Source organism: Streptomyces canus 299MFChir4.1, assembly GCF_000383615.1.
GTDB classification, from domain to species: domain Bacteria; phylum Actinomycetota; class Actinomycetes; order Streptomycetales; family Streptomycetaceae; genus Streptomyces; species Streptomyces canus_C.
The window spans coordinates 174736-200690 of sequence record NZ_KB911586.1 but is presented as its reverse complement, the minus strand read 5'-3'; the positions used below and the strand labels follow the sequence as shown (position 1 = coordinate 200690).

The window sequence follows — 25955 nt, the reverse complement described above, 5'->3', positions numbered from 1 at the left end:
GGGCCCGGCATACTGCTGCCATGCTCCCGCAGACGACCTTCCTGTTTACCTATGGCACCCGGCCCGCCGGCTGCCATGGTCGTGCTGCTTGAGCAACTGACAAGCGACTTCCCAGGCGCCCCGGGCCGACAAGGTCCGGGGCGCCCGTGTTTTCCGGACCTTGCCGCTCCGGGGCATCCACCCCACCCAGGAGCCCTACGTGACCACCACACCGGAAGCGACCATCGCGGACGCCCGTGAGCGCATCGACGCGCTCGACGACCGGATCATCGGTCTGATCCAGGAACGGATGGCCGTCTCGTCCGTGGTCCAGCGGACCCGGCTCGCCTCCGGCGGCCGACGGGTCCACCTCGCCCGCGAGATGGAGATCCTCGGCCGCTACCGCGACGCCCTCGGCAGGCCAGGCACCTCCCTCGCCATGACGCTGCTCGAACTGAGCCGCGGTCGCATCTGAGTTCGGGCCCCACCTCACCCGTACGGCGCGTGACCGCGGCCCGCACCGCCTCGTTGGTGGTGGTGTCCGTGCCAGCCAGGGGCGGGCCCGACAGAACCACGCGTGGCTCGCTGGAGCGATGAGGCGCACGGATCACGCCGTGCGCCGTGGGACCTCGCTCCAGGAAGTGACCGGACGGCAGGGGACAGCAGCCCGGTCACCCAAGAGAACGGCCGGCTCCGGGGACGCCCGGGGCCGGCCGGCGGGGTAAGTACCGGCACAAGGCTGGGTCAAACGGTTGCGGAGGCCGCGCCCATCCAGCACGATGCCTAGAAAGCCCCCAAGTCCCTCCGCAGACAACCGTATTCGTTTTGTCTCGCCGTACTGCCAAAGGTCCAGACCAACAGGGGCGGCGAGCACGACGGCACGCAGAGCAAGCGGCGCAACCCCCCGGCGCCGCTCCCAGGCACCGGCGCTGCCCTGACGTCGGTGCTGACGAAAGAAGGGCCCCGCGACTCCGTCCCGCGGGGCCCTTCCCATGCCCGGATTTCAGGGGTCAGACGCGGGAGACGGTTCCGCAGCTCTTGTCACGGTTCACGTCGAGGGGCTTGCTGCGGTCGTACGGGTCCGAGGTCGGTCCGGTGGGGTCAGGTCCCGTGGGTTCGGCCGAGCTGAACGACGGGTGCAGATAGCCGTCGTACACCTCGCAGGCCGAGTTGTTGATGTCCTGGTCCCAGTTCACGACGTTGAGCTTGCCCGGGGTGACCCGGTACTTGGCCGGGTCCGAGATCTCCACGTCGAGGATCCGGCGGATGATGGTGCGGGTGACCTCGGTGGAGCCGTTGGTCTGCACGACCGGGTAGACGAAGGTGTAGTCGGCGTGCACGGCCACGGAGGCGTGGTCGCCGGCCTTGAAGGTCATACGGCCCCGGGTCTTCACGACCTCGCCGACCGGCCGGACCTCCCCGGGGTCGAAGCGGCTGAACATCCACAGCGGGTCGTGCTTCTCGTCCGGCTTGCGCAGGCCGGTCTCCAGGAGTCCGCGGACGTCCTTCTGCTGCGGGTCCAGCACATCGAGCGCCACCCGGGGCCGTTCGCCGCGCAGCGTCGCCGGGTCGAGGTTGGACTCGACGAGGAGCTTCTTGGTCAGCTCCAGTGCCTGTTGGACCTTGGCCTCGGACCGGCCGCCGACGGGCTTCGCCTTCGGTACGGCGATCCCGGCGGCCCCGTCGGCCCAGCGCTTGGCGGGCGAACCGGCGAACGGGTCGTCCAGGGTGGGGACCTGTGAGGGCTCGGCGGAGGGCGCGGCGGTCGGTGCCGCCGTCTCCTGCGGCAGCGGGGAGGACGCGGCCCCGGAAGAGGTGATCCTGGCGCCGAAGGGGTCACCCGGCACCAGCGAGGGCTTCACCGCCACGACGGCCACCCCGGCCGCGACGGCGACAGCGAGGACGCTCCACAGGCCCCGTCGGCTCTTCTTCTGCTGCCAGGCCGGTCCGGTGCGCCAGCCCTCCGGCAGTTCGCCGCGCGCTTCCTGTCGCCGCAGTCGCTCCGTCACCTCACGGGCCCGTGCGGAGGGTTCCTTGGGGGCGGAGTCTCGGATGTCCCGTTCGGTGTCACGGGCGAACTGTGCCCAGACGTCGTCCGGGATCTTGGGGTCTTCTGACACGTCGGTCAGTTCTAGGGCCTTGGAAAGCCCGTTCACAAGGAGAACCCGTGTGTGACTCAGCCCACATAAGTTTTCTGTGAATGCCTGCACAACCTTTCACAGGGTTCATGGATCAAACCTCACGAATCAAGGGCCCCACCCGCGCCCCACACGCGGAGGCCTCTCCCTGACGCGTGCCGCGCACTGTGCGGCGCACCTGACTTCCGAGGTCTTCATGAAGCTTCGTCGTGCACTGGCCGCCGCGGCCGCGACCGCCGCGATAGCGCCGCTGGCCCTGTTCGCCGCGCCGAGCGCCTTCGCGGACGAGTCCCCCACGCCGGCCGCGGCCGAGAGCACGCCCGCAGGCGAGAACACCCCGACGGACCCCGCGAGCACCCCCGCGGACCCGGCGTCGACCCCGGCGGACCCGGCGAGCACGCCCGCCGACAGCACCCCCTCGACCAGCGCGTCCAGCTCGGCCACCACGAGCAGCAGCCCGTCCGCGAGCGCGTCCAGCTCGGCCACCACCAGCGCCAGCCCCTCCCCGAGCACGAGCGACGAGCCCGTCGACCAGTGCGAGGTCGACGAGGACGACGACCCGGTCATCAGCGACAGCGACGTGCTGCACAGCTCGCTGACCGGTCTGCCCGAGAGCATCGTGGCGGGCAGCGGCTGGACGAACTTCAAGTTCAACGTCAGCAACTCCGGCGACGAGACGATCAAGGACATTCAGCCCATCGTCGGCGTCGGGGCGGTCGACTGGGACTTCGAGAAGGACTACAGCGACCTGGTCACCGTGCAGGTGAAGCAGGGCGGCAGCTGGGTCGACGTGGCCACGCAGTTCGGCGAGGGCGGCTCGTTCAACGCCTTCGACCTCGACGGCGGCGACTCCCTCAGCTACCAGCTGCGCGTGAAGGTCGACCGTGAGGTCCCGAGCGCGATCGGCATCGCCATCGGTCTCGCCGAGTACTCGGACGACAAGGGCTGCTGGGTCTCCGCCGACGAGAACATGGGCATCTACTACTTCGAGGTCCTGCCGGCCGGTTCCGACGCCGGCAAGCCTAACGACACCAAGCCGCAGACCGGTGGCAAGAGCCCCATCTCCGACGTCAACGGCGTCGACGTGGACGGCCAGCTCGCCGAGACCGGTTCGAGCTCGGCCCTGCCGGTCCTCGGCCTCGTCGGCGGCTTCGCCGTCGTCGCCGGTACCGGTGTGGTCTTCGCGGTGAAGCGGCGCAAGGGTGCGGCCGGCGCCCACGCCTGAGTCGTAGCGCGGTGGACACCGCTTGACGCAGGACAGGAGAAGGACCCGCACTCGGAGGGGGGTGCGGGTCCTTCTCTTTGTCCTTGCTCTTTGTCCTTGCTCTTTGTCCTTGCTCTTTGTCCTTGCTCTTTGTCCTTGCTCTTTGTGCTTTTCGTGGGCTACGACTTCTTCGGGACCGCCGGTATGCCCAGGAACGGCAGCTTCAGCGCGCCGAAGGCCTCCGCCGGGACCGCCGGCGCCTTGGGCTCGACGGCGCTGAGACGGACGTACGCCTCGCCCTGCGCCGGACGCGGGTCCTCCTCGCCCTTGTTGGGCCAGTAGGACATCGCCCGCTCGGCCTGCGCGGTGATGGTCAGCGAGGGGTTCACGCCGAGGTTGGCGGAGACCGCGGCGCCGTCGACGACCGAGATCCCGGGGTGGCCGTAGAGCCGGTGGTACGGGTCGATCACACCGGTGTCGCGGGAGGCGCCGATGGGGCAGCCGCCGAGGAAGTGAGCGGTGAGCGGGGCCCCCATCAGCTCGCCGACATTGGAGCCGGCGAAGCCGTTGATGTCGGCGGCGATCGCGGACGCGGCCTTCGAAGCGGCCCTGATCTGCTTGGGGTTGGGGGCGCCGTGGCCCTGGCGCGCGGTGAGCAGTCCCTTGCCGACGCCGTCCGGTTTCAGGTACGTCGTCAGGGAGTTGTCCAGCGACTGCATGACCAGGCCGATGATGGTCTTCTCCGACCAGCGGCGGTTGGAGAGGGAGCGCAGCACGAGCAGCGGGTGCCTCGCCGCGTTCGCCAGCCAGGCCAGGACCCTCGACGAGCCCTCGGCGTACGGGACTTGGAGGATGGACAGACCGCCCATCGAGTTGGAGCCCTTGCCGTAGCGGACCGGCTCGATATGGGTGTTCTCGTCCGGGTGGATGGACGAGGTGATGGCGACGCCCTGGGTGAAGTCGACCTTCGGCGCACCGGTCGCCTTGCGGTAGCGGCGGTTGTCGGTCTGAGCTCCGACCAGGGCCTCGGAGTTGGTCCGGGTGAGCTCGCCCAACCGGTACGAGATGTACGGCAGTTGACCGCCCGCCTTCATGCGGTGCAGCAGGGTCTGGGTGCCGTAGGTGCCGGCGGCGATGACGACCTTGCGGGCCTTGAAGGTGCGGCCGCCAGCCTTGCGGCGGTCGTCGGTGGGCAGGGTCGCGATCGCGTAGCCGCCCTGGGAGTCGTCCGTGACCGACACGACGGTGGTGAGGGGGTGGACGACCGCGCCCGCCTTCTCGGCGAGGTGGAGGTAGTTCTCGTTCAGGGTGTTCTTGGCGCCGTGCCGGCAACCGGTCATGCACTCGCCGCACTCGATGCAGGCTTTGCGGGAAGGGCCCGCGCCGCCGAAGTAGGGGTCGTCGACCTGCTCGCCGGGGGCGGCTTTCCGCGTGCCCTCCGCGTCCTCGCCGTCGCCGAAGAAGACGCCGACCGGGGCCATGTGGAAGGTGTCGCCGACGCCCATCCGCTCCGCGGCCGCCTTCAGGTGGACGTCGGAGGGGGTCATCGTCGGGTTGAGCCGCACGCCCAGCATGCGCCGGGCCTGGTCGTAGTACGGCTTCAACTCCTCCTGCCAGTCCGTGATGTCACGCCACTGCGGGTCCTCGAAGAAGGGCTTCGGGGGGACGTAGAGGGTGTTGGCGTAGTTGAGGGAGCCGCCGCCGACGCCCGCCCCCGCGAGGACCATGACGTTGCCCAGCAGGTGGATGCGCTGGATGCCGAACATGCCGAGCTTCGGCGCCCAGAGGTAGTTCTTCAGGTCCCAGGAGTTCTTGGGAAGCGTCTCGCGGGTGAAGCGGCGGCCGGCTTCCAGGACACCTACGCGGTAGCCCTTCTCGGTGAGGCGGAGGGCGGTGACGCTGCCGCCGAAGCCGGAGCCGACGACGATGACGTCGTAGTCGTAGGTGTCCTGTGGCACGTGCTCTCCTCGTTGAGAACGAACGTTTCTACTTGAAGCGGAAGGCCTTCATCACCTTCAGGCTCCGGCTCATGAACTGGGCGTACTTCTCGTCGTCCATCCCCAGCGAGGGCGCCATCGGCAGCAGCCGCTGCTGGGCGACCGTCTGGGCCTCGGTGTACTTGAGGATGCCCTCGGAGCCGTGCCGGCGGCCGAGGCCGGAGTCCTTCATGCCGCCCATCGGGGACTGGACGCTGCCGTAGGCGGAGGCGTATCCCTCGTTGACGTTGACGGTGCCGGCCCGTACCCGGGAGGCGATCTCGCGACCGCGCTTGCCGTCCTTCGTCCACACCGACGAATTGAGCCCGTACGGCGTGGAGTTGGCGAGCCGGACCGCCTCGTCCTCGGTCTTGAAGCGGTAGAGGGAGACGACCGGGCCGAAGGTCTCCTCGGCGCAGACCGCCATGGGCTCGGTGACGTCGTCGAGGATGGTCGGCTCGAAGAAGTACGGGCCGATGTCCGGGCGGGCGACACCGCCGGCGACGACCTTCGCCCCCTTGGACACGGCCTCCTCGACATGCCGGGTGACGGTCTCCAGCTGCCGCTCCCCGACCAGGGAGCCCATGTCGGCACCGTAGGCGAGGGACGTGCCGAGCCGCATGGCCTTCGTACGGGCGGCGAAACGCTCCAGGAACGCGTCCGCGATCGACTCGTGGACGTACAACCGCTCGATGGAGATGCAGAGTTGGCCGGCGGAGGAGAAGCAGGCGCGGACGGCACCGGCGGCGGCCTTCTCGATGTCGGCGTCCTGGAGGACCAGCATGGCGTTCTTGCCGCCGAGTTCGAGCGAGACACCGACCAGACGGGCGGCGGCGCCCTGGGCGACCTCGCGGCCGGTGCGGGTGGAGCCGGTGAAGGAGACGTAGTCGGCGTGCCGGACGACCTCGGGGCCGACGACGGGGCCGTCGCCGAGGACGACCTGGAACACCTCGGCGGGCAGGCCCGCCTCGATCAGCATATCCCGCGCCCACAGGGCGGTCAGGCAGGTCTCGGTGTCCGGCTTCATGACGACGGCGTTGCCCGCGACGAAGGCGGGGAGCGCGTCGCCGACGGACAGTTCGAGCGGGTAGTTCCAGGGGGCGATCTGGCCGACGACACCGCGCGGGTGACGCAGTTCGGTGACCTTGGTGAGGGTGGGCACGGCCCCGGTGTGCCGCTTCGGCCGCAGATACGCGGGGGCCTTGCGGCCGTAGTGCCGGGCGGCCACGGCGACCGCCTGCACCTCCTCGTGGGCGTGCAGCCGGGCCTTGCCGGTCTCCAGCTGGATGAGGTCGAGGACCTCCGCCTGGCGCTCCAGGATCAGGTCGTGGAAGCGGAGCAGGACGGCCGCGCGCTGCCGTACGGGGGTCTGCTCCCACACCGCCTGTGCCCGGCGGGCCGCCTCGAACGCCTTCTCCACGTCCTCGGGCGTCGACTCGGGCAGGTCGGCCAGCTTCTCGCCGGTGAACGGCGTGTGGTTGGCGGTACGGCCGGACCCGCTCACCCCCTTGGTGAGCTGGGCGACCAGCTCCGGGGTAACCACGTCGGCCGCGGTACGGGCGCCCTCCGGGGCGGGGGCGAGGGGGTTCGTGCCGGTCTTGGCCGGGGCCTGCGCGTCCGTCATGAGCCGCAGGGTATGCGGGAGCGGGGGCTTTGGGTACCCGTCGGTAACGGGCGCTCACGACATACACACACCTTGCCAGTGATGACTGGCGGTGAATGTGCTGATCAGGGGGTTGGGCAGGGTTGATCAGCCGCGTTCGGGTTTTTTCTGCAGCAGGAGGCCGAGGGCGGAGAGGGCGGAGAGGCGACGGGGTTCATGGGTGATGGAGGTGGAGAGAGCGGGGGTGGGTGCCGGGGCTTCCTGGGCTGGTGCCGAGGTGGGCGTCTCCGCGGCCGCAGGCGAAGCGACTGTTTCCTCGGCCCACCTCGGCAGACCCGTCCCGGCGACCTCGGCCAGCACCCGGGCGACGTCCTCCGGCAGGGGCCGCTCCTCCGGCTCGGTGACGAGGAGCCGCTGCAGCAGTGGCCCCAGCCGACCGGACTGCGGGTCCGCCACGGCCGCACGCAGCAGCGCCCCCAACGACCACAGATCGGAGGCGGGCCCCGCGCCGGGCCCCGACGCGCACTCCGGGGCGGCGAACGCCGTGGAGGTCTCCCGGCCACCGGAGTGTCCGGCGCCGCCGATCCCGAAGTCGGTGACGACGACCCGTCCGCTCCGGGCCTCCAGGAGGACGTTGGACGGCTTCAGGTCGCGGTGGACGATGCCCACGCGGTGGGCTGCGTGCAGCGCGCCGAGGACGGCGAGCCCGATCCGGGCGGCCTCGGCGTCCGCCAGCGGCCCCCGCCCGGCCAGAGCCGCGTCCAGCGACTCCCCTTCCACCAACTCCATGACGATCCAGGGCAGTTCGTCGTCGAGGAGTACGTCGTGAATGGCGACGGCCGCCGGATGGTCGACCTGTGCGGCGGCCCGGGCCTCGTGCGGCAGCCGGTGCGCGGCCCGACGCCGCTCCTCGTCCTCGGGATCCCCGGTCAGCCGGGGCTCCTTGACGGCGACGTACCGCTCGTCCTGCTCGTCACGTGCCCGCCACACCGTGCCGTTCGGCCCGGAGCCGACCCGCTCGACGAGCCGGTAACGCCCACCGATCAGACGTCCGTCGAGCGGGAGTTCGCCGTCTTCACTCATGGCACATGAGTACCGTGCGGGTCATGCCCTTGTCTAAGCGGCGGGCTCAGACACCGGACTCCGGCCGGCGCAGCCGGACGAGGGTGCGGTGCCCCGGGGCTCGGCCGGCATACGGACGACGGTGCCCTGGAAGGTGTCGTAGGGCCACTCCTCGGTGTTGTCGGGTTCCGCGCCGACTCCCGTCACGAAGCCCCGCAGGATCCACCCCGGACCGTCGTGGCCGAGCACGCGCGTGGCCTGACTCCTCCGCGAGACCGCCCCGACCGCCCGACCGCGCACCGAACGGGCCAGATCCTCACGGACGGTCGCCAGGAGGTGTCCCCCAGCGTGCGGAACGCCTGAAGCTGGATCGCCGTCCGGCCACGGATGACGGCGACGGCGACGAGGGAGCCGTCACGGGATGTCATGAGCCGCATCTCCGCTCCGGCCCGGGTCGGCACCAACAGGCCCCCGAGATCGACCAGCTCACCGCCCCGCGGCCGACGGGCATCGCTCTCGTCCCACGGTCCGACGGCACCGCTGCTTTCGTCTTCGCACATGTCCCGTCCCCCGCCTCAGAGCCGGTCCACCCCCACATTCGCGATCGCCGTCCTGGCGACCTCCCGCCCCCTCTTCGTGAAGTCCCCCTTGCCCGGATAGCTGACGGTGAGCTTGTACATGTCGCCGGTGGTGGTCCGGTAGTAGAAGATCTGGAGTTCGCGCGGGCGGGAGTTCTGGCTGTCGGTGGTGTTGTACGTGACGGTGTTCTTGGCGGCCTTCCGGCCCTGGTACGTCTGGTCCTCGGGCCGGGTCTTCGCGGTGTCCGGCATGCTGAGGTCGTAATCGCCGCTCTCCTTGAACTGGCCGTCGTCGTCGTACATCTCGGCCGCCGCGGACCCCGCGATGTTGTGCGCGGTGTCCTCGGCCCTGCGCTGCAGGCTCAGGCGGATCCAGATGCCGCCGCTGTAGTCGGTGTACCTGATCCAGTGGGTCTTGTCCGTCTTCCGGTCGGGCGTGGTGGGCTGATAGTCCGCCGGCACCGCCAGCGTCGCGGCCACGTCCTTGGTGTGTTTCGTCGTCCAGCCGTCCGGCAGTGGTCCCGCGAAGGGGTCCGCGATCACCAGATACGCCGCCAGCGCGGTCGCGACGACCGCCGCGCCGAGCCCGAACCACGCCTTGCGGCCCAGCCGGAGACCACCGCGCACCGGGACCTCCAGGGTCCGCACGATCTGCGTGGGCTCCGGGACGGGCGGGTGGGCGGTGGCCTCCAGAAGTGCCCTGACCTGCGCGGCGTTCGGGCGGCGCGCCGGGTCCTTCTGGAGGAGGCCGTTGATGGCGTCGGCCAGCGGGCCGTGCGCGGCGGCGGGCGGCGCGGGCGTGGCGTTGAGGACGGACTGGAGGGTCGCGGGGGTGTTGCTGCGGCGGAACGGCGAGACGCCCTCCGTCGCCGCGTACAGGACCACACCGAGGGACCAGAGGTCGGAGGCGGGACCGGGACGCTGGCCCAGCACCCGCTCGGGGGCGATGAACTCGGGCGAGCCGACGAAGCCTCCGGTGTCGGTCAGGCTGGTCTCGCCCTCGATCTGGGCGATGCCGAAGTCGGTGAGGACGACCCGGTCATGGCGGCCGAGGAGGACGTTGTCCGGTTTCACATCCCTGTGCAGGATGCCCGCCGCGTGCGCGGCCTCCAGCGCGCCGAGCACGTCGAGGCCGATTCTCGCCGCTTCCCGTGCCCCGAGAGTGCCCTCCTGCAACGCGTCACCCAGCGAACGGCCCTGCACCAGCTCCATCACGATCCACGGCCGGCCGTCCACGACCGCCACGTCGTGCACGTTCACGACCGAGGGGTGATCCAGCCGGGCCGCGGCACGGGCCTCCCGCCGCATCCGCTCGAAAGCGTTGCCTCGTTCGCGTTCCGGGAGATGGTCCGGGACGCGGGGTTCCTTGACGGCCACCTCGCGGTCCACCGTCTCGTCCTTGGCCCGCCACACCGTGCCCATCCCGCCGTGCCCGAGCTTGGCGAGCAGCCGGTACCGGCCCGCGATGAGCCGGCCGACGCCCGACTCCTGCTGAGGGGGTCTGGGAGGTTGCAGAACATAACTCGTCGTCTCGTCGGACTCGTGGCCGACTCCCCCGCTGCTGCTCATGGGTTCATCCATATCGCGCCAGACAGGCAGGCAGCCAGAGGTGACGCGTTCCGGTCACACACCCGTGACGTATCCCCTACCGCGCGGTGTGCGGTATCCCAACCGCGCGTTGTGCGGTATCCCTACCGCACGGTGAACGTGTCCACGGCCACGTCGAAGTGCTCCTTGGCCTCCCGCACCTTGCCGACCGGCGCCGACACCCACACGTCGTACAGCCGCCCGTTCTCCTCCCAGCACACGTCGTAGGTGTGCCGGGCGCCCTCGGCCGCGCTGAAGCCGTCCCAGGTGAACTCCCAGAACGCGGCGGGGTGTCCGCGGTGCGTGACCGAGGTGACCCGCCCGTCGCGGTAACCGGGGTTGGCCTCCGGCCCCTTGGCGGCCGCGCGCCGCATCACGCCCAGCGGGCCACCGGGCTGGGGATCGGTGGCCTTGACGCCGAGGCGGAAGGTCTCCCCGGAGGACAGGTAGAAGACCCGCTCCCCCTGCGGCTCACGCCTGAACCCGTCGGGCACGGCCAGCGCGAACCCGGCGGGGTCCTGGGCGACGTGGTAACCGGAGGGAGCGGAGGGCAGGGTCGCGGTGGGTGCGGGCTCCGCCGTTCCGGTGGAGCTGCCCGCGGACGACCCCGGCGCCGAACCACCGGGCGTCCCCTGCGACGAACCACCTGGCGTCTCCTGCGACGAACCACCGGCCGACCCGGACGCCGGCCCACCCGGCTTCCCGGGCGCGGAACTGCCGGCCGTCGTACCCCCGTCCCGGCCGTCCCGGTCCATCAGCAGCACCGCCGCCGACACCCCCGCTCCCGCCAGCACGGCCACCAGCAGCGCCGCCGCGGGCACGCCCCGCCTCGACCGGACGGACGCCAGGAGCCCGCCGCTTCTCGACCGCTCGGGCGCTGGGGGCCGCCGTAGCGGAAGATCCCGCTGGGTCGGCGTGTACGCGCGCTCGGGAGCCCGCCGGGGAGGGGTGCGGCCCGTCTCCAGGAAGGCCCGCAGCATCCGCTCCGCCTCCACCGCGTCCAGCCGCCGCTCGGGATCCCGCTCCAGCAGGCCCCGTACGACCGGAAGGAGGGGCCCGGCCTGCGCGGGCGGCCGGATCTCGTCGATGACGACGGCGTGCAGGATGCCGCCCAACGAGTCGCGCCGGAAAGGCGATTCACCGCTGAGGACCGTGCACAGCAGCGCGCCCAGGGACCACAGGTCGGCCTCCGGGCCGGTCCTGGCCCCGGACATCCGCTCGGGCGCGGTGTACTCGGGCGAGCCGACGAATGAGCCGGTCTCGGTGAGGGTGGTGGCGCCCGCGACCTGGGCGATGCCGAAGTCGGTGAGGACGACCCGGCCGGTGCCGGACTCGACGAGCACGTTGGCGGGCTTGATGTCCCGGTGCAGCACCCCGGCCGCGTGCGCCGCGCGCAGCGCGCTCAGCAGGTCGGCGCCGATCCGGGCGGCCTCGGCGGCGTCGACCGGGCCGTGCGCGGAGATCCGGTCGGCGAGGGAGCCGCCGTCGATCAACTCCATGACGATGTACGGCCGTTCGTCCTGCTCGACGACGTCGTGGACCACCATGATGTGCGGGTGACTCAGCCGGGCGACCGCGCCGGCCTCCCGCAGGGTGCGGTCCCGCTGGAGCCGGGCGTCCTCGGCGGAGAGCGTCTCGTCGAGCGGGATCTCCTTGACGGCGACCTGCCGGCCGAGCAGCTGGTCGGTCGCGCGCCACACCACGCCCATGCCGCCGCGGCCGATCCTCGCCTCCAGGCGGTAGCGGCCCGCGATCACGCGGAAGTCGTCCCCCGGGGTGCTCATGCGCCCCATGATGCCGCGCCGGACGGACCCCTTCCGGGACGCTGACCGGCCAAGTGGGAATCACCCTCCCGGAGGTGGTGATCCAGCGCCACGCCGAGCTCGAGCTCACTCGCGCCCAAGAGCGCCCCTTTCCAGCCGTGACCCGTTTCTGAATGGAGGCAAAGCGTGGCACAACACCAGGACATACGCCCGATATTCGGCAAACCGGGTGACTGGAATCTTGCTGTCTTGTGAATCATGGAAGCCTTGGCGTTCCCCCATGGGAAACACATGGAAGCGCCTTTCGGTCACGGGTGTCGCGGCGGTGGCCATATTCGCCACGACCACGGTGACCAGTGCCAGCGCAGCGAGTGGCGGCGCCTCGTGCTCCACAACCGGCGCCACGGGGAGCATGACATTCACCAATTGGTCGAGCAATTACGTGGACATCAGCGGTTGGGTCAAGGACACCGCTGCCGATGGCCATCATGTGGCCATTCAGCTCATCTCCACCAACAACCTTCCCAACGTAACCTATTGGCCCAGGCGTCATGAATACGGCGGATGGTTCGCTCCGCGATGTCGGTGTGCACGTGGCGGTCTTTGAGGGGGACCACATAGTCGGCGAGCTCACTTGCTCGGATTGGGCCTGAGCCCCCCCCGCACGACAATCCGGTCCACCTTCACGATCCTGTTCGGCGGAGCCAGCGTACGGAGCTCCGCCGAAGGCGTGTTGCTCTCACTGCTGCACGTCGCCCTCTTGCCAGCTCCGCAGAATCAAGTCGAACTGCTTACGTGTGGTGGCCCAGTCGGCGGTCGGCGACGACGCGTAGATGGCGTACTCGGTGCCGTCGCGTTCCATGAACCCGACATCGATGGCGTGGTAGGGAGCCGCGAAGTAATGCGGCGGGTCCTTGGCCAGCGCATTCCACGTGTACTCCCAGCGCGCGCCGGGCAGGTCGCGGAAGAGCGCCTTCTTGAGGCTCAGCTGCTGGTAGTTCTGCAGCCCTGAGATCTGCGCGTTCAGGTTGCGCATGTGCTCGTACGAGGTCGTGAAGTCCGGGGCGGTGTCGACGGCGACGCGCACGAGGTGTTTGCCCTGGTCGGGCGAGTAGTCGACCTGCGTGAGGCCGTCCTGGTCGATGGAGATGGACCGCTTCCATCCCTGGGGCAGGTAGATGGTGAAGCCCGCCGGATCGTTGTGGCGCTGCCAGTCGGCGGGAACCCCCGGCTGGTCGCCCTGATCGGTCGGAGTGGCGCTCGGAGTCTGCGAGGCGGCGCCGGAGCCGGTGAGGCCGGCCGTACCGAACTGCTGCAACGCGACGAAGGTACCCGCGCCGACGATCGCCGCGAGGGCGACCAGCAGGGCGACCGTGCGCAGGCGCCGCGGCTTCCGCCGCACGGGCGCGGCCGTGACCGGAGGGTAGGGCGCGGCCGTGACCGGAGGGTAGGGCGTGGCCGTGACCGGGGGGTAGGGCGTGCCAACGGCCGAGGGGTAGGGCGTGGCAGCGGCCGTCTGCACCGGCCGGGTACCGGTTCCGGTGCCGACACCGGCGGTCGCGCTCCCCGTCTCGTACCGCACCGACCCCGTCGGCACATACGCCTGCGCAGCCGCCGAGCGCCGTCCCTCCGCCGCCTCGGCGAGCATCTGCTCGGCCTCGGCCGCGTCGGGCCGCACGGCGGGGTCCTTGTGCAGCAGGGCGGCGATGACGGGCCCGAGCGGACCGGCGTTGCGCTGCTCGGCGGGTTCCTCGTCCACGACGGCCTGCATGGTGGTCAGCGGGGTCGTACGGCGGAACGGCGAGCGTCCCTCGACCGCCGTGTAGAGCGTGGCGCCGAGCGCCCACAGGTCGGCGGACGGGCCGGGGTCGGCGCCTCGGACCCGCTCGGGGGCGAGGTAGTCGACCGAGCCGACGACCTCGCCGGTACGGGTGATGGTGGTGTCGCCCTCGATCTGGGCGATCCCGAAGTCGGTGAGCAGGACACGGCCGTCCCGCGCGAGGAGGACGTTGCCGGGTTTCACATCCCTGTGCAGGACGCCTGCGGAGTGCGCGGCGCGCAGGGCCCGCAGTACCCACATCCCGATTCGGGCCGCCTCACGCGCCTCGATACGGCCGTCCTCCTTGACGGCGTCGGCCAGCGAGCGGCCCTCGACCAGCTCCATCACGATCCAGGGCCGGCCGTCGTGGTCGAGCACGTCGTGCACGGTGACTACGGCCGAGTGGTTGATCCGGGCGGCCGCGCGGGCCTCGGCGCGGGTACGGGCGAGCAGAACGGCCTGGTCGCTCTCGGAAACATAGAGCGCGGCGGTCAACTCCTTGATCGCCACGGCCCGGTGCAGCACCTCGTCGTGGGCACGCCAGACCCGGCCCATGCCGCCCTTGCCTATCGGGTCGGCGAGCCGGTAGCGCCCCGCGAGGAGCAGGCCCTGCATCTGATTCACGTTTCCCCGCAATGCTCTTGACGCAGTCAGACTAAGGACCGGCCCGCGCCGAGGGGAACCAGGGGGGCGTCAAGGAGACCTCACTGTGACGGTTGTCGCTTCCGCGAAGCACGAGTGAACCCGCGCCGCCCGTACGGCGTCCGTCAGCCGGTCACCTGGTACGTGGCCGACGCCTGCTCGTAGAGCCGGGTCACCTCGTCCCGCTCCGCCTCGGGCCCGCGCACCTGCACCACGTGGTACTTTCCGCCGATCAGGATCGCGAGATTGCGCACGTACAGCTCACGCCCGTCGCCGTCGGTCCAGGTGAACTGCCCCTCGGCCATGCTCCTGGTGCCCACCTGGATCGACTTCAGCCCGGTGGCGGTGGCCCAACTGGAGTCGCGGTACGGCTGGAGCTCGGGCTCCTTGTCCCGCTGATAGGCCATCGGATCCTCGCCGTTGGCGGCCGCGGTGTCGCGCCCGGGGACGACGATGAGCTCGAAGTCGCCGTGCGAGTAGACCACTTGTCCACGGCCGTTCCTCGGCGTGCGGTCCCAGCCGGCTGCCACGGCGACCTTGAAGCCCTCGGGGTCCGTGCGCAGCGTGAAGCCGTCGGCGACCTCCGGCCCGGCGGTCTGGGTCTCGGCGGCACCACTGGACTGCGACGGCTCGGGGGTGGTCGGCTCGGGCCGGGGCTCACCGCCCGCCTCGGGGGACTGCGCCGTACCGGCCTGGCTGGTGGACCCCGTCTCCTTGCCGGCGCCCTTGTCGTCGGGGCCCGACTTCGGCATGAAGTACATGGCGTACGCGATCGCCGCGGCCATCACCAGCAGGATGAGCAGCAGCAGATTGCGGCCGAGCCGACGGGGTGAAGGGGCCTCCTCCCGGGCCCGCTTGTGCCGCCCGTGCGTCGCGGGCAGCCCGGCGCGCCGCCTGCGCACCAACTCGCCCCGGCGCCGCACGATCGGCAGCCGGCTCGCGTCCACGGGCGGCGCGGCGACCACATGGGCGCCGGCCTCCGGCTCGGGCGCTGACCGCACCAGCGACCGCAGCCAGCCGCGCAGTTCCTCGAAGTCCAGCCGCTCGGTCGGGTCCTGCCGCAGCAACGTCTCCACGACCGGCCTGAGCGGCCCGCACTCCTCCGCGAAAGCGGGCGGCTCGGCGCACACCAACTGCACCAGCTCGGCCGTCGACTCCTCGGGATAGGGCGCGTGCCCCTGGACGGCCCGGAACAACAACGCCCCGAGCGCCCACAGATCCGTCGCGGGACCGATGGGTGCGGCGAGCTGCCAGTTCTCGTGCACCGGCCCGGCCTGCTCCGGCGCCCAGCGCTCGGTGACGGGCCCCACCACTGCCATCCTGGCCTGCCGTGCCCGCTCGGCCGCGAGCGCGGTGGCGGGGCCGCGGCGGGCGGGGGCATCGGTGGGCGGGAGGTCCTCCCAACGGGTGGGCGCCGGCGCCTGCTCCACGGCGGGCGCAGCGTCGGCGACGGGTCCCTCCCCCACGGGCACCGCACCCGCACCGCGCGGCACGGCACCGTGCCAGGGGGTGGGTCGCACTCCGTAGGGGTCGGCTGTCCGCCCCGGAGCCCCGGCCCCGGCGCCGGGCACCTGCTCAACGCCGTCCAGGCCCGGATACGACGGCTGCGCAAGGCCGTTGGCCGAGGGATAGGGCGACTGCGACCTGACGTTCGGCTGTACGGCGGGGTCGGCGCCCCGCGTCCGTGCGGCGGGGTCGGCCTCCGGTGCGGGGCGGGCTCCGGGCAGGGCGGCCCTGCCGTTCTGCGCCTCCTGGACCCGGGCCGCGGCCCGTGCGCCCGCGCGATAGGCGGCGATCGCCCCGGCCCGCGCCGCGCGGATGTCCGTACCGCCGTCGGGCTCCCTGCGGACCAGTTCGGCCGACGCGCCGTTCCCGTTCGCGTTCGCCGTCTCCACGCCGGCGCTGGGCAGCCCGCGGGCCTCCCGGGCCTCGATCGCGGCCCGCCGGGCGGCCTCGGGATCGCCTCCGCCGAAGGTGACGGCATCGCCCGGGCCCGGCCCGGCGCTCCGGGCGCCCAGTCCGAAGGCCGCGTCGGCGACGCCGTCCTCGACCGCCGTACGAGCACCGCCCGGCCCGCCGTTCGGGCCCGTCGACTGTCCGGGAACCGGGAGTGCACCGGGCCCCCCACGCCCGTCCGTCCCACCGACCGTGCCGTCGTCCGCCCCGGGCTCCCCGCCTCCGGAGCCCCATTCACCCGCCTCGGCCGGCACGGGGTCGTATCCGCACAGTGCCTCCTCGGCGGCGCCGACCGCGAGGCCGGTCAGCATGACCCGGCCGTCGTCGCAGACGAGCACCGTGCGGGCGGTGATGTTGCGGTGCACCCAGCCGTGCGCGTGCAGCACCCTCAGCGCCATGAGCACGTCGGAGGCGACCTCGGCCGCCCGGTACGGAGTCAGCGGCTTCTCGGTGAGCAGCGCCGACAGCGGCCGCGCGGCCACCAACTCGCTGACGACCCACAGCGAACCGCCCTCGGCGAACACGTCGAAGACCTGGTCGAGGCGCGGATGGTCGGGAATCCGGGCGGCGGCCTGCGCGGCCTCGACGGCCCGCCGCACGGCGGGCTCGGTGGGCCGGCGCGCGCCGCGCCGCCCCGGGGTCCGCCGCGCACCGCGGGGGTCGCGGGCGGTGAACCCGTCGGGCAGCCCCTCCGCGTCGAGCACCTCGGCCTCGACGACCTCGGGCAACGGGACCTGCCTGACCAGGACTTCCTGACCGCTGTAGGTGTCGAAGGCGCGTGTCTCGGTGAGTTCGTACTCGTCGGACGGGGGCAGCGGCAGGCGGTAGCGGTCGGCGAGCACCCGACCCGCATAGTCGTCCACGTTGCCTCCCCCGGCCGCCCGGTTGGTCAATTCCGTTCGCCTAGCGGCCCGTTCCGTATCCGAACCTGGATGCGGACGGTCCACGAACACTCACGATACGTGCCGGAGGCAACCCGCAAAGAGGGGATTCCAGATATCAGGGCTCAAACACATGACCGTTTACCGCACGGCGCTTCACGACTTCGGTTCGAAGGTGCGGGCGAGTGTCTGCCATGTGTCCTTGCGCAGCTCAGTGCCCCAGTTCGCGGCTTTCGCGGTGTACATCAAGGCATATCCGAGATGGTCATTGACGACGAATCCACGGTCGATCGTCCGGTACTTCGTCCCACCATCCTCGTAGGTGAACTCCCAGTCGGCCGTGTTCCAGCCCCGGTAGTCCACCTTCTCTATTCGGATCTTGGTGTACTGCGAGCGGCGCATGCCCCGCTCCTGGTTCTCCCAGTCCGCCACCGGGTCGCCCTTGGGCGTGCTGGTCCAGGCGACGAGCAGCTTCTGCCCGTCGGGCCCGCTGAACCGGTCGCCCGCGGAGCTGCTGGTCCGGAACTTCCACCCCTTGGGCAGCCCGATCGAGTACCCCTGGCCGCCCTTGTACGTGGAGGTCACCGCACCGTCGTCCGCGGAGCCCCCCGAACCGGAGGAACCTTCCGAACTCCGGCCGCTCTCCTCCGTACTCGGCGTGTTCGAGGACCCGTTGCCCGCCCCCGACGAAGCGGACCCGGCGGTGGACCCGGCGGTCCGGGTGCCCCCGCTCTCGTCCTCCTTGGTGTCGGCGCTCGTGCTCGCCGTCACCTTGGCACCGCCGCCCTTGGCCCCGTCGCCGCCGTCGTCCCCGCCGAGCGTGAGGGCCAGCACGGTGCCGATGACCGCGAGCGCCACGACCACCGCGATGATCACCAGCGTCCGCCGCGGCACCACGTCGGTCAGCGGCGCCCTGGGCACCGGCCTCGGCGCCATGTCCGGCGGCGGCGTCATCACGGGCCATCCCGAACTCCGCCCGTCCGAGACCGCGTCGGTCTGCCGCGTCTTCCCGTCCCGGACTCCGGCCGCACCGGTCGAAACCGAGGTCGTGGCCGAGGTCGAAGCCGATGCGGAGGCCGCCCCCGACGCGGCCGGCACCCCCGCCGTGCCCTTCCCCCGAGACGCGGAAGGCGCCGAGGAAGAGGGAGAGGCCGATGCGGTCGGCGAGGCCGATGCGGTCGGAGAGGCCGGAGCCGCCGGAGAGGACGGAGAAGCCGAAGGCGCCGGAGCAGCCTCGGAAGCCTGGGCGGGCACCTTCCCTCCCCCCGAACCCGCAGAAGCCGAGCCTGCCGCGCCCGAACCCCCCGTGCCCGAACCCGCCGTACCGCTACCGGACTTGGCACGGGACGCGGCCGCGGACGTCGCCGCCGCCCCGGTGACCTTGCGCACGGAACGCAGCGCCCCGCGCAGCCGCTCCCCGCCCGCACGCTCCTGCGGCTGGGCCGGCAACGGCACCACCCGGGTCGCGTCCGCCGCCGGCTCCGGCTCGGCCGGCTTCGGCTCGGGCGCGTGGATCACCGCGGTGAGCATGGCCCGCGCGCGGCTGTCGTCGAGGCGCTGGGCGGGGTCCTTGGTGAGCAGTCCGTAGATGACGTCCTTGAGCGGACCCGCGTTCTTCGGCTCCTCCAGCGGCTCGGTCATCACCGCCGTGAGGGTCGCGATCGCGGACCCCTTGTCGTACGGCGGGGCGCCCTCGACCGCCGCGTACAGCAGCCCGCCGAGCGACCACATGTCTGCCGCGGGGCCCGGCTTGTGCCCACGCGCCCGCTCCGGGGAGATGTAGGAGGGCGCGCCGACGAGCATGCCGGTCGAGGTGATCGAGGGGTCGCCCTCGACCTGGGCGATGCCGAAGTCGGTGAGCACGACCCGGCCGTCCTCGGAGATCAGCACGTTGGACGGCTTCACGTCCCGGTGCAGGATGCCCTCGCGGTGCGCGGACCTGAGCACGTCGAGGATCGCGAGGCCCACCTCCGCCGCGCGCTTGGGCTCCAGCAGCCCGTCCTCCCGGATGACCTCGGCGAGCGACTTGCCCTCGACGAGCTCCATCACGATCCACGGCCGGTCGTCCTCGTCGACCACGTCGTACACGGTCACCGCGCTGGTGTTGCGGATCCGCGCGATCGCCTTGGCCTCACGCAGGGTGCGCGTGATCAGCCGGCGCTTCTCGTCCTCGTCGATGCTGGACGGGAACCGGAGTTCCTTGACGGCCACCGTCCTGCCAAGGGTCTCGTCCTCGGCGCGCCACACCGTGCCCATGCCTCCGCGGCCGAGCACTCCTCCCAGCCGGTACCGCCCGGCGAGGAGACGCTCGTTCTCGTTCTGCCGGGATGCTCCCGCCCGCTCCGCGTCCGACATGCGTCCCCTCATGAACCCGCCCTGACAGAGCCTCCATTGTCCCTCACCCGACAAGTGCCCGACGCCCCGGGTGCCCCTGACTCCGCCTCGCCCGCGGCACGACCCCTGGATGTCGGCACTCAGGTCCCGTCGGCCCAAGTCCCCTCTCCACGCACAGTTCCCACCCGCTTACAGATCCCTCACCCCCGCGGGCACCGGCCGCCCCCCGTCCCCTTCCGCGCAGGACCCCCGAGAGTCCCTCGCACCCGCCCGCGCCCCGCCTCCGGAACCACCCCGCGCACCCCCGCAAGAACCGGGTGCCCATTCCGCTCCGCGACACTGCATGATGGCCTCCGACAAGGGAGGATCCGCGATGCCGCCGCTTCGGGCACTACTGGCCGTCCCGGCCGCCCTGGTGCTGCTCGCCCTGGCCCCGGCTGCCTCCCCGGCCCCCGCGGCCCGAACTCCGGACGCACTGCTTCCGCTGCTGGTGGCCCACGGCGGCGCTCCCGCCGCCGCACTCCTGGCCGAGGAGCAGAGCGGCACCCGCTACGCAGCGGCGGGCCCGGGAATCGCCCGCGCCGACCACTTCCGCGCCGGCAGCATCACCAAGACCTTCATCGCGACGGTCGTCCTCCAACTGGCCGCGGAACACCGGCTGAAGCTGTCCGACACGGTGGAACAGCACCTGCCCGGCCTGGTGCGCGGAGCGGGCAACGACGGCCGCGCGCTGACCCTGCGCGCCCTGCTCACCCACACCAGCGGCCTGCACGACTTCACCACGGACACCCTGGGCCTGGTGCCCCTCGCTCCCGTTCAAGCCGTCCGTGTCGCCCTCACCCACCCTCCGGCCGACCGCGGCCGCTACTCCTACTCGAACACCAACTACGTCCTGCTCGGCCTGGTGATCCAGCAGGTCACCGGCGAGTCCTACGCCACCGAGGCCGAGCGGCGGATCATCGCCCCGCTGCGTCTGACGGGCACCTCCTTTCCCGGTTCGCGCACCTCTCTCCCCTCCCCGCACGGCCGTGCCTACACCGCCGACGGGTCCGACATCGCCGCGCTCGACCCGCGGGTGGCCGGAGCCGCGGGCGAGCTGGTGAGCACCCTCGCCGACCTGGACCGCTTCTACGCGGCACTGCTCGGCGGCCGGCTGCTGTCCCCGTACTGGCTGCACGAGATGACGGACACCCGCACCGCACACGGCCTGTACGGCATGGGGCTGTTCCCGGTGAAGCTGCCGTGCGGCACGACGGTGTGGGGGCACAACGGCCGCATCACCGGCAGCTACGTGCGCACCGCAGCCACGGTCGGCGGCCGTCGCGTCCTCACCTTCCGCGTGAACACGACGTCGGTGGCAGACCCCGACCTCGAACCGGCCTTGCTCGCCGCCGAGTTCTGCCCCCGCACCTCGTAGAACGACCGGGTTCCGAACGAAGATCCCGGCTCACGACACTCGTTCGAGTGATGAGGGCCGACCCGGCTGTCGGTACGGGCCGACCCCACTGCGAGCGAGCTACAACGGCGCGATGTCCGGCGCCCCCAACCGCGCCGCGTCCGCGGTCAGGTCGTCCGGCTGCCGCTGCGACTCCCGCTCCGCCTCCACCCGCTTCTCGTAGTGCTCGACCTCCCGCTCGATCTGGTCCTTGTCCCAGCCCAGCACCGGTGCCATCAGCTCGGCGGCCTCGCGGGCGGAGCGCACCCCGCGGTCGAAGGTCTCGATGGAGATACGGGTGCGCCGGGTCAGCACGTCGTCCAGATGCCGCGCGCCCTCGTGCGAAGCGGCGTAGACGACCTCGGCGCGCAGATAGTCGTCGGCGGCCTGCAGCGGCTCGCCCAGGGTGGCGTCCGAGGCGATGAGGTCGAGGATCTCCTCCGCGAGGCTGCCGTACCGATTCAGCAGATGTTCGACCCGGACGACATGAAGCCCGGTGCGCGCCGCGATGCGCGCCCGCGCGTTCCACAGCGCCCGGTAGCCCTCGGCGCCCAGCAGCGGCACGTCCTCCGTGACGCATTCGGCGACCCTGGTGTCGAGGCCGTGCACCGCCTCGTCGACGGCGTCCTTGGCCATCACCCGGTAGGTCGTGTACTTGCCGCCCGCCACCACGACGAGCCCCGGTACCGGATGCGCCACGGTGTGCTCGCGCGAGAGCTTGCTGGTGGCGTCCGACTCACCGGCGAGCAGGGGCCGAAGGCCCGCGTACACGCCCTGGACGTCGTCCCGGGTCAGGGGCACCGCGAGCACCGAGTTCACGTGCTCCAGCAGGTAGTCGATGTCCGCGCTGGAGGCGGCCGGGTGGGCCTTGTCGAGGTCCCAGTCGGTGTCGGTGGTGCCGATGATCCAGTGCCGGCCCCAGGGGATGACGAACAGCACGGACTTCTCGGTGCGCAGGATCAGCCCGGTCGAGGAGTGGATGCGGTCCTTGGGCACGACGAGATGGATGCCCTTGGAGGCGCGGACGTGGAACTGTCCCCGCTCGCCGACCATCGCCTGGGTGTCGTCGGTCCACACCCCGGTCGCGTTGACCACCTGCTTGGCACGGATCTCGTACTCCCCGCCCGCCTCGACGTCCTGCACCCGGGCCCCGACCACCCGCTCGCCCTCCCGCAGGAACCCGGTCACCCGCGCGCGGTTGGCGGTCTTCGCGCCGTAGGCGGTCGCGGTCCGCACTAGGGTGGCCACGAAGCGGGCGTCGTCCATCTGGGCGTCGTAGTACTGCAGCGCGCCGACCAGAGCGTCCTTCCGCAAGGCGGGCGCGACGCGCAGGGCGTGACGGTGGCTCAGGTGCCGGTGCCTGGGCAGACCCCGGCCATGCCCCCGGGCCATCGACATGGCGTCGTAGAGCGCGACGCCCGAACCGGCGTACCAACGCTCCCAGCCCTTGTGCTGCAAGGGGTACAGGAAGGCCACGGGCTTCACGAGATGCGGGGCGAGCCGCTCAAGGAGCAGTCCGCGCTCCTTCAACGCCTCGCGCACGAGGGAGAAGTCGAGCATCTCCAGATAGCGCAGGCCGCCGTGGATCAGCTTGCTGGAGCGGCTGGAGGTGCCCGAGGCCCAGTCACGCGCCTCGACAAGCCCCACGGACAGGCCCCGGGTGACCGCGTCGAGCGCGGTACCCGCACCGACCACGCCGGCTCCCACCACCAGGATGTCCAGTTCGCGCTCGGCCATTGCTGCGAGTGACTCGGCGCGCTGCGCCGGCCCCAGTGTCGCTGTCCTCACCACTGCTGCCTCCAGCTGTCGGTCGCACCGGTCACCGTCGAGGGCCGGATCCTCCGTGAGGAGTGGCCCGCTCCGTATCCCCCATGCCCAATCCTGACCGGCTTGCCCGACTTCAGCCACCAGTCACCCTCAGCCTGTGGATAACTTTCACCGCCGCGTAGGCCAAAGCTCACAACCCCACAGGAAGACACACGGAATCAATCCCGTATATCGGTCATATTTACTCCTAGTCTGACATTGCGCTCGCTCGTCCAGTCCACAGGGCTTGCGCACCTGTCCCGCTTCGGTTACTGGGAAGGACGGCCCACGCCATGCCCGCAGATCTCGCCGTGATCGGACTCGGTCCCTACGGACTGCCCCTGGCCCAGGCCGCTGTCGCCGCCGGCATCTCCACCCTCGGCTACCGCACCGGCCCCGAGGCCGGCTCCCTCAGCCCCGCCGAACTGCGCCGGATGCTCTCGGGGGGCTTCCGGACGGCCGCGGGCCCGGCCGAACTCGGCCGCGTGCGTACGGCGGTCATCTGCGCGCCGACCCCCTCGGGCCCGGACGGCGGCCTGGACCTGAGCCAGGTCGAGGCGGCCGCCCGCACACTGAGCACACACCTGCGTCCGCACACCACCGTCATCCTGGAGTCCCCCGTCCCGCCCGGCACCACCGAGGAGTTCCTGCGCCCGCTCCTCGAAGAGGGCTCGGGTCTGCGCGCGGGCCGCGACTTCCACCTCGCCTACTCGCCCACCCGCGTGGACCCCGGCAACCGCGACTTCACACCCGCCACCACCCCCAAGGTGATCGGCGGCCTGACGCCCGCGTGCACGGAGTCGGCCGCCGCCTTCTACTCGCGCCTGACCGACAAGGTGGTACGCGCGCGTGGCCCGCGCGAGGCGGAGACGGTCCAGCTCCTGGAGACCAACTACCGCCACGTCAACATCGCCCTCGTCAACGAGATGGCCGTCCTCTGCCACGACCTCGGCGTCGACCTCTGGGACGTCATCCGCTGCGCGGAGACCAAGCCGTTCGGCTTCCAGGCGTTCCGCCCCGGCCCGGGCGTCGGCGGCCACGCGGTCCCCCGCGACCTCACCGCCGGCAGCCCCGGCGGCGGCCGCTCCCTGCGCATGGTCGAACTCGCCCGCCAGGTCAACGACCAGATGCCGCGGTACGTCGTCCAGCGGGCCGCCGCCCTCCTCAACGAGCACGGCAAGTCCGCGCGCGGCGCCCGCATCCTCCTGCTCGGCGTCACCTACAAGCCCGACCTCGCCGACCAGCAGGGCACCCCCGCCCACGAGCTCGCCGTACGCCTGATGGAACTCGGTGCCTCCGTCAGCTACCACGACCCCCACATCCCGTCCTGGAGCGTCCTGGACCGCCCGGTCCCGCGCGCGGACTCCCTCTACGAGGCGGCGGCCGACGCGGACCTGACGATCCTGCTCCAGCAGCACCGGACGTACGACCTCCAGGGCCTGTCGGTGAAGGCCCAGCTGCTGCTGGACACGCGCGGGGCCACGCCCACGGGGGCGGCGCATCGGTTGTGAAGGGGGGCGCGTGGGTGCGGCGGGCTCCGGGGCTGGTGGCACGCGTGGCGCGGCGCGGGTACCTTACGGAGACAGGTGGGGTCGATCGCAGGTGGCACTGCGGCAGGCTCCTGGATGGATCACGGAGTGTCCGCCCCTAGGTAGCTTGGGGGCGGCCGCTCACCATCCGAAAATCCGCAAGATCCACATCCTCCGGCACTTCACCATCCGAAGACGGATCCGGTCCCAGCGGGTGGGCTTACGGTGGCGACCCATCGGCGCCCCCTTCCACGACACCGCCCAGTAGCCCGGTGAGACGGTCCTGGCGAGGCGGGCAGCGCGTGGGGTGGTGCGGGGGCGCGCGGTTGCGTTCGGGGTGGAAACGGGCTGGTCAGCCGGGGCGGGGGCGATAGCGTCCGTGTCGGCGCAAGCCCCAGGGCACGCAAAGGCCGGCCACCCCACCCGGGATGACCGGCCCTCAAGCCGCCGTAAGCCCTACCGCTACCGCTTGTGCTGCGAGTCCGCCACCGTCACCTCGACGCGCTGGAACTCCTTCAGCTCGCTGTAGCCGGTCGTGGCCATCGCCCGCTTCAGCGCGCCGAAGAAGTTCATCGAGCCGTCCGGGATGTGCGACGGGCCGGTGAGGACCTCCTCGATCGTGCCGACCGTGCCGAGGTCGACCTTCTTGCCGCGCGGAAGCTCCTCGTTGACGGCCTCCATGCCCCAGTGGTGGCCGCGGCCGGGCGCGTCCGTGGCACGGGCCAGCGGGGAGCCCATCATCACGGCGTCGGCGCCGCAGGCGATCGCCTTGGGGAGGTCGCCGGACCAGCCGACACCGCCGTCCGCGATCACGTGCACGTACCGGCCGCCGGACTCGTCCATGTAGTCGCGGCGAGCCGCGGCGACATCGGCCACGGCGGTCGCCATGGGCACCTGGATGCCCAGCACGTTCCTGGTCGTGTGCGCCGCGCCGCCCCCGAAGCCGACCAGGACGCCCGCCGCGCCGGTGCGCATCAGGTGCAGGGCGGCCGTGTAGGTCGCGCAGCCGCCGACGATCACCGGGACGTCGAGCTCGTAGATGAACTGCTTCAGGTTCAGCGGCTCGTGCGAACCGGAGACGTGCTCCGCCGAGACCGTCGTACCGCGGATGACGAAGATGTCCACGCCCGCGTCCACGACGGCCTTGGAGAACTGCGCCGTGCGCTGCGGGGAGAGCGCGGCGGCCGTGACCACGCCCGAGTCGCGCACCTCCTTGATGCGCTGCCCGATCAGCTCCTCCTTGATAGGAGCCGCGTAGATCTCCTGGAGGCGGCGGGTCGCGGCGTCCAGGTCGAGCCCGACGATCTCGTCGAGCAGCGGCTGCGGGTCCTCGTACCGCGTCCACAGGCCCTCGAGGTTCAGCACGCCCAGACCGCCGAGCTCACCGATGCGGATCGCGGTGGCCGGGGAGACGACCGAGTCCATGGGGGCGGCCAGGAACGGCAGCTCGAAGCGGTAGGCGTCGATCTGCCAGGCGATCGAGACCTCCTTCGGGTCGCGCGTACGACGGCTGGGGACGACGGCGATGTCGTCGAAGGCGTACGCCCGGCGGCCGCGCTTGCCGCGCCCGATCTCGATCTCAGTCACGATGTGTGGCCTTTCCCTGATGCGTTGCAGCGCCTTCCAGTATCCCCGACGGGTACGACAAGGGCGGCCCCGGATG

General features: G+C 71.6%; 17 protein-coding genes. 4 read left to right on the top strand and 13 right to left on the bottom strand.

Annotation, left to right across the window (positions count from 1 at the left end):
* Positions 1–199: 199 nt before the first annotated feature.
* Positions 200–454 (top strand): chorismate mutase, encoded by a 255-nt coding sequence (locus H293_RS0114615; protein ID WP_020118608.1) that lies wholly within the window; start codon positions 200–202, stop codon positions 452–454.
* Between the two features lie 535 nt (positions 455–989).
* Here the strand turns inward: H293_RS0114615 and H293_RS0114610 are convergent.
* Positions 990–2135 (bottom strand): hypothetical protein, encoded by a 1146-nt coding sequence (locus H293_RS0114610; RefSeq protein ID WP_020118607.1) that lies wholly within the window; start codon positions 2133–2135, stop codon positions 990–992.
* 178 nt (positions 2136–2313) lie between these two features.
* On the opposite strand from H293_RS0114610, the gene H293_RS59170 reads away from it, so the two are divergent.
* Entirely contained in the window at positions 2314–3342 is a 1029-nt protein-coding gene (locus H293_RS59170) for an LPXTG cell wall anchor domain-containing protein (RefSeq protein WP_020118606.1), read from the top strand.
* Positions 3343–3500: 158 nt separating this feature from the next.
* On the opposite strand, the gene H293_RS0114600 is transcribed toward H293_RS59170, so the two are convergent.
* From H293_RS0114600 to H293_RS0114560, 10 genes are all read right to left on the bottom strand, one after another.
* On the bottom strand, positions 3501–5279 hold the full coding sequence (locus H293_RS0114600) for a GMC oxidoreductase (protein WP_020118605.1): 1779 nt from the start codon (positions 5277–5279) through the stop codon (positions 3501–3503).
* Between the two features lie 28 nt (positions 5280–5307).
* The gene (locus H293_RS0114595; protein ID WP_020118604.1) at positions 5308–6921 is read right to left on the bottom strand and encodes a succinic semialdehyde dehydrogenase; all 1614 of its coding nucleotides are present in this window, start codon (positions 6919–6921) and stop codon (positions 5308–5310) included.
* Positions 6922–7047: 126 nt separating this feature from the next.
* Positions 7048–7983 carry a serine/threonine-protein kinase gene (locus H293_RS0114590; protein WP_020118603.1) on the bottom strand — a complete coding sequence of 312 codons (936 nt, stop codon included), beginning with the start codon at positions 7981–7983 and terminating at the stop codon, positions 7048–7050.
* A gap of 33 nt (positions 7984–8016) precedes the next feature.
* A complete protein-coding gene (locus H293_RS0114585; protein WP_259294471.1) occupies positions 8017–8262 on the bottom strand; it encodes a DUF3710 domain-containing protein in 246 nt (81 codons plus the stop codon).
* Positions 8166–8522 (bottom strand): DUF3710 domain-containing protein, encoded by a 357-nt coding sequence (locus tag H293_RS61650; protein ID WP_078612576.1) that lies wholly within the window; start codon positions 8520–8522, stop codon positions 8166–8168. The genes H293_RS0114585 and H293_RS61650 overlap by 97 nt, the downstream gene beginning before the upstream one ends.
* 15 nt (positions 8523–8537) lie before the next feature.
* On the bottom strand, positions 8538–10109 hold the full coding sequence (locus H293_RS0114580) for a serine/threonine-protein kinase (RefSeq protein ID WP_020118601.1): 1572 nt from the start codon (positions 10107–10109) through the stop codon (positions 8538–8540).
* A gap of 122 nt (positions 10110–10231) precedes the next feature.
* Positions 10232–11911, bottom strand: coding sequence for a serine/threonine-protein kinase (locus H293_RS0114575; RefSeq protein WP_020118600.1), 1680 nt, complete (start codon positions 11909–11911; stop codon positions 10232–10234).
* A 718-nt stretch (positions 11912–12629) separates the two neighbouring features.
* Positions 12630–14324, bottom strand: a complete 1695-nt coding sequence (locus H293_RS0114570; RefSeq protein WP_020118598.1) for a serine/threonine-protein kinase — start codon at positions 14322–14324, stop codon at positions 12630–12632.
* A gap of 152 nt (positions 14325–14476) precedes the next feature.
* The gene (locus tag H293_RS0114565) at positions 14477–17170 is read right to left on the bottom strand and encodes a protein kinase (RefSeq protein WP_199790161.1); all 2694 of its coding nucleotides are present in this window, start codon (positions 17168–17170) and stop codon (positions 14477–14479) included.
* Positions 17171–17344: 174 nt separating this feature from the next.
* Positions 17345–19543: a serine/threonine-protein kinase gene (locus H293_RS0114560; RefSeq protein ID WP_020118596.1), complete on the bottom strand. Its 2199-nt coding sequence runs from the start codon at positions 19541–19543 to the stop codon at positions 17345–17347.
* Positions 19544–19895: 352 nt separating this feature from the next.
* On the opposite strand from H293_RS0114560, the gene H293_RS0114555 reads away from it, so the two are divergent.
* Complete coding sequence (locus tag H293_RS0114555) at positions 19896–20939, top strand: serine hydrolase domain-containing protein (protein WP_028807847.1); 1044 nt, start codon at positions 19896–19898, stop codon at positions 20937–20939.
* 99 nt (positions 20940–21038) lie between these two features.
* On the opposite strand, the gene H293_RS0114550 is transcribed toward H293_RS0114555, so the two are convergent.
* The gene (locus H293_RS0114550; RefSeq protein ID WP_028807846.1) at positions 21039–22745 is read right to left on the bottom strand and encodes a glycerol-3-phosphate dehydrogenase/oxidase; all 1707 of its coding nucleotides are present in this window, start codon (positions 22743–22745) and stop codon (positions 21039–21041) included.
* Positions 22746–23056: 311 nt separating this feature from the next.
* On the opposite strand from H293_RS0114550, the gene H293_RS0114545 reads away from it, so the two are divergent.
* A complete protein-coding gene (locus H293_RS0114545) occupies positions 23057–24274 on the top strand; it encodes a nucleotide sugar dehydrogenase (protein ID WP_020118593.1) in 1218 nt (405 codons plus the stop codon).
* Positions 24275–24754: 480 nt separating this feature from the next.
* Here H293_RS0114545 and H293_RS0114540 read toward each other — a convergent pair whose 3' ends face one another.
* Positions 24755–25879 carry a GuaB3 family IMP dehydrogenase-related protein gene (locus H293_RS0114540; RefSeq protein ID WP_020118592.1) on the bottom strand — a complete coding sequence of 375 codons (1125 nt, stop codon included), beginning with the start codon at positions 25877–25879 and terminating at the stop codon, positions 24755–24757.
* Between the last annotated feature and the right edge of the window lie 76 nt (positions 25880–25955).

Excerpts from the sequence above, each read along its gene's own strand:
- H293_RS59170 (WP_020118606.1), top strand. The coding sequence starts at position 2,314 with ATGAAGCTTCGTCGTGCACTGGCCGCCGCGGCCGCGACCGCCGCGATA.
- H293_RS0114595 (WP_020118604.1), bottom strand. The coding sequence starts at position 6,921 with ATGACGGACGCGCAGGCCCCGGCCAAGACCGGCACGAACCCCCTCGCC.
- H293_RS0114590 (WP_020118603.1), bottom strand. The coding sequence starts at position 7,983 with ATGAGTGAAGACGGCGAACTCCCGCTCGACGGACGTCTGATCGGTGGG.
- H293_RS61650 (WP_078612576.1), bottom strand. The coding sequence starts at position 8,522 with ATGTGCGAAGACGAAAGCAGCGGTGCCGTCGGACCGTGGGACGAGAGC.
- H293_RS0114580 (WP_020118601.1), bottom strand. The coding sequence starts at position 10,109 with ATGAGCAGCAGCGGGGGAGTCGGCCACGAGTCCGACGAGACGACGAGT.
- H293_RS0114575 (WP_020118600.1), bottom strand. The coding sequence starts at position 11,911 with ATGAGCACCCCGGGGGACGACTTCCGCGTGATCGCGGGCCGCTACCGC.
- H293_RS0114570 (WP_020118598.1), bottom strand. The coding sequence starts at position 14,324 with ATGCAGGGCCTGCTCCTCGCGGGGCGCTACCGGCTCGCCGACCCGATA.
- H293_RS0114560 (WP_020118596.1), bottom strand. The coding sequence starts at position 19,543 with ATGTCGGACGCGGAGCGGGCGGGAGCATCCCGGCAGAACGAGAACGAG.
- H293_RS0114555 (WP_028807847.1), top strand. The coding sequence starts at position 19,896 with ATGCCGCCGCTTCGGGCACTACTGGCCGTCCCGGCCGCCCTGGTGCTG.
- H293_RS0114545 (WP_020118593.1), top strand. The coding sequence starts at position 23,057 with ATGCCCGCAGATCTCGCCGTGATCGGACTCGGTCCCTACGGACTGCCC.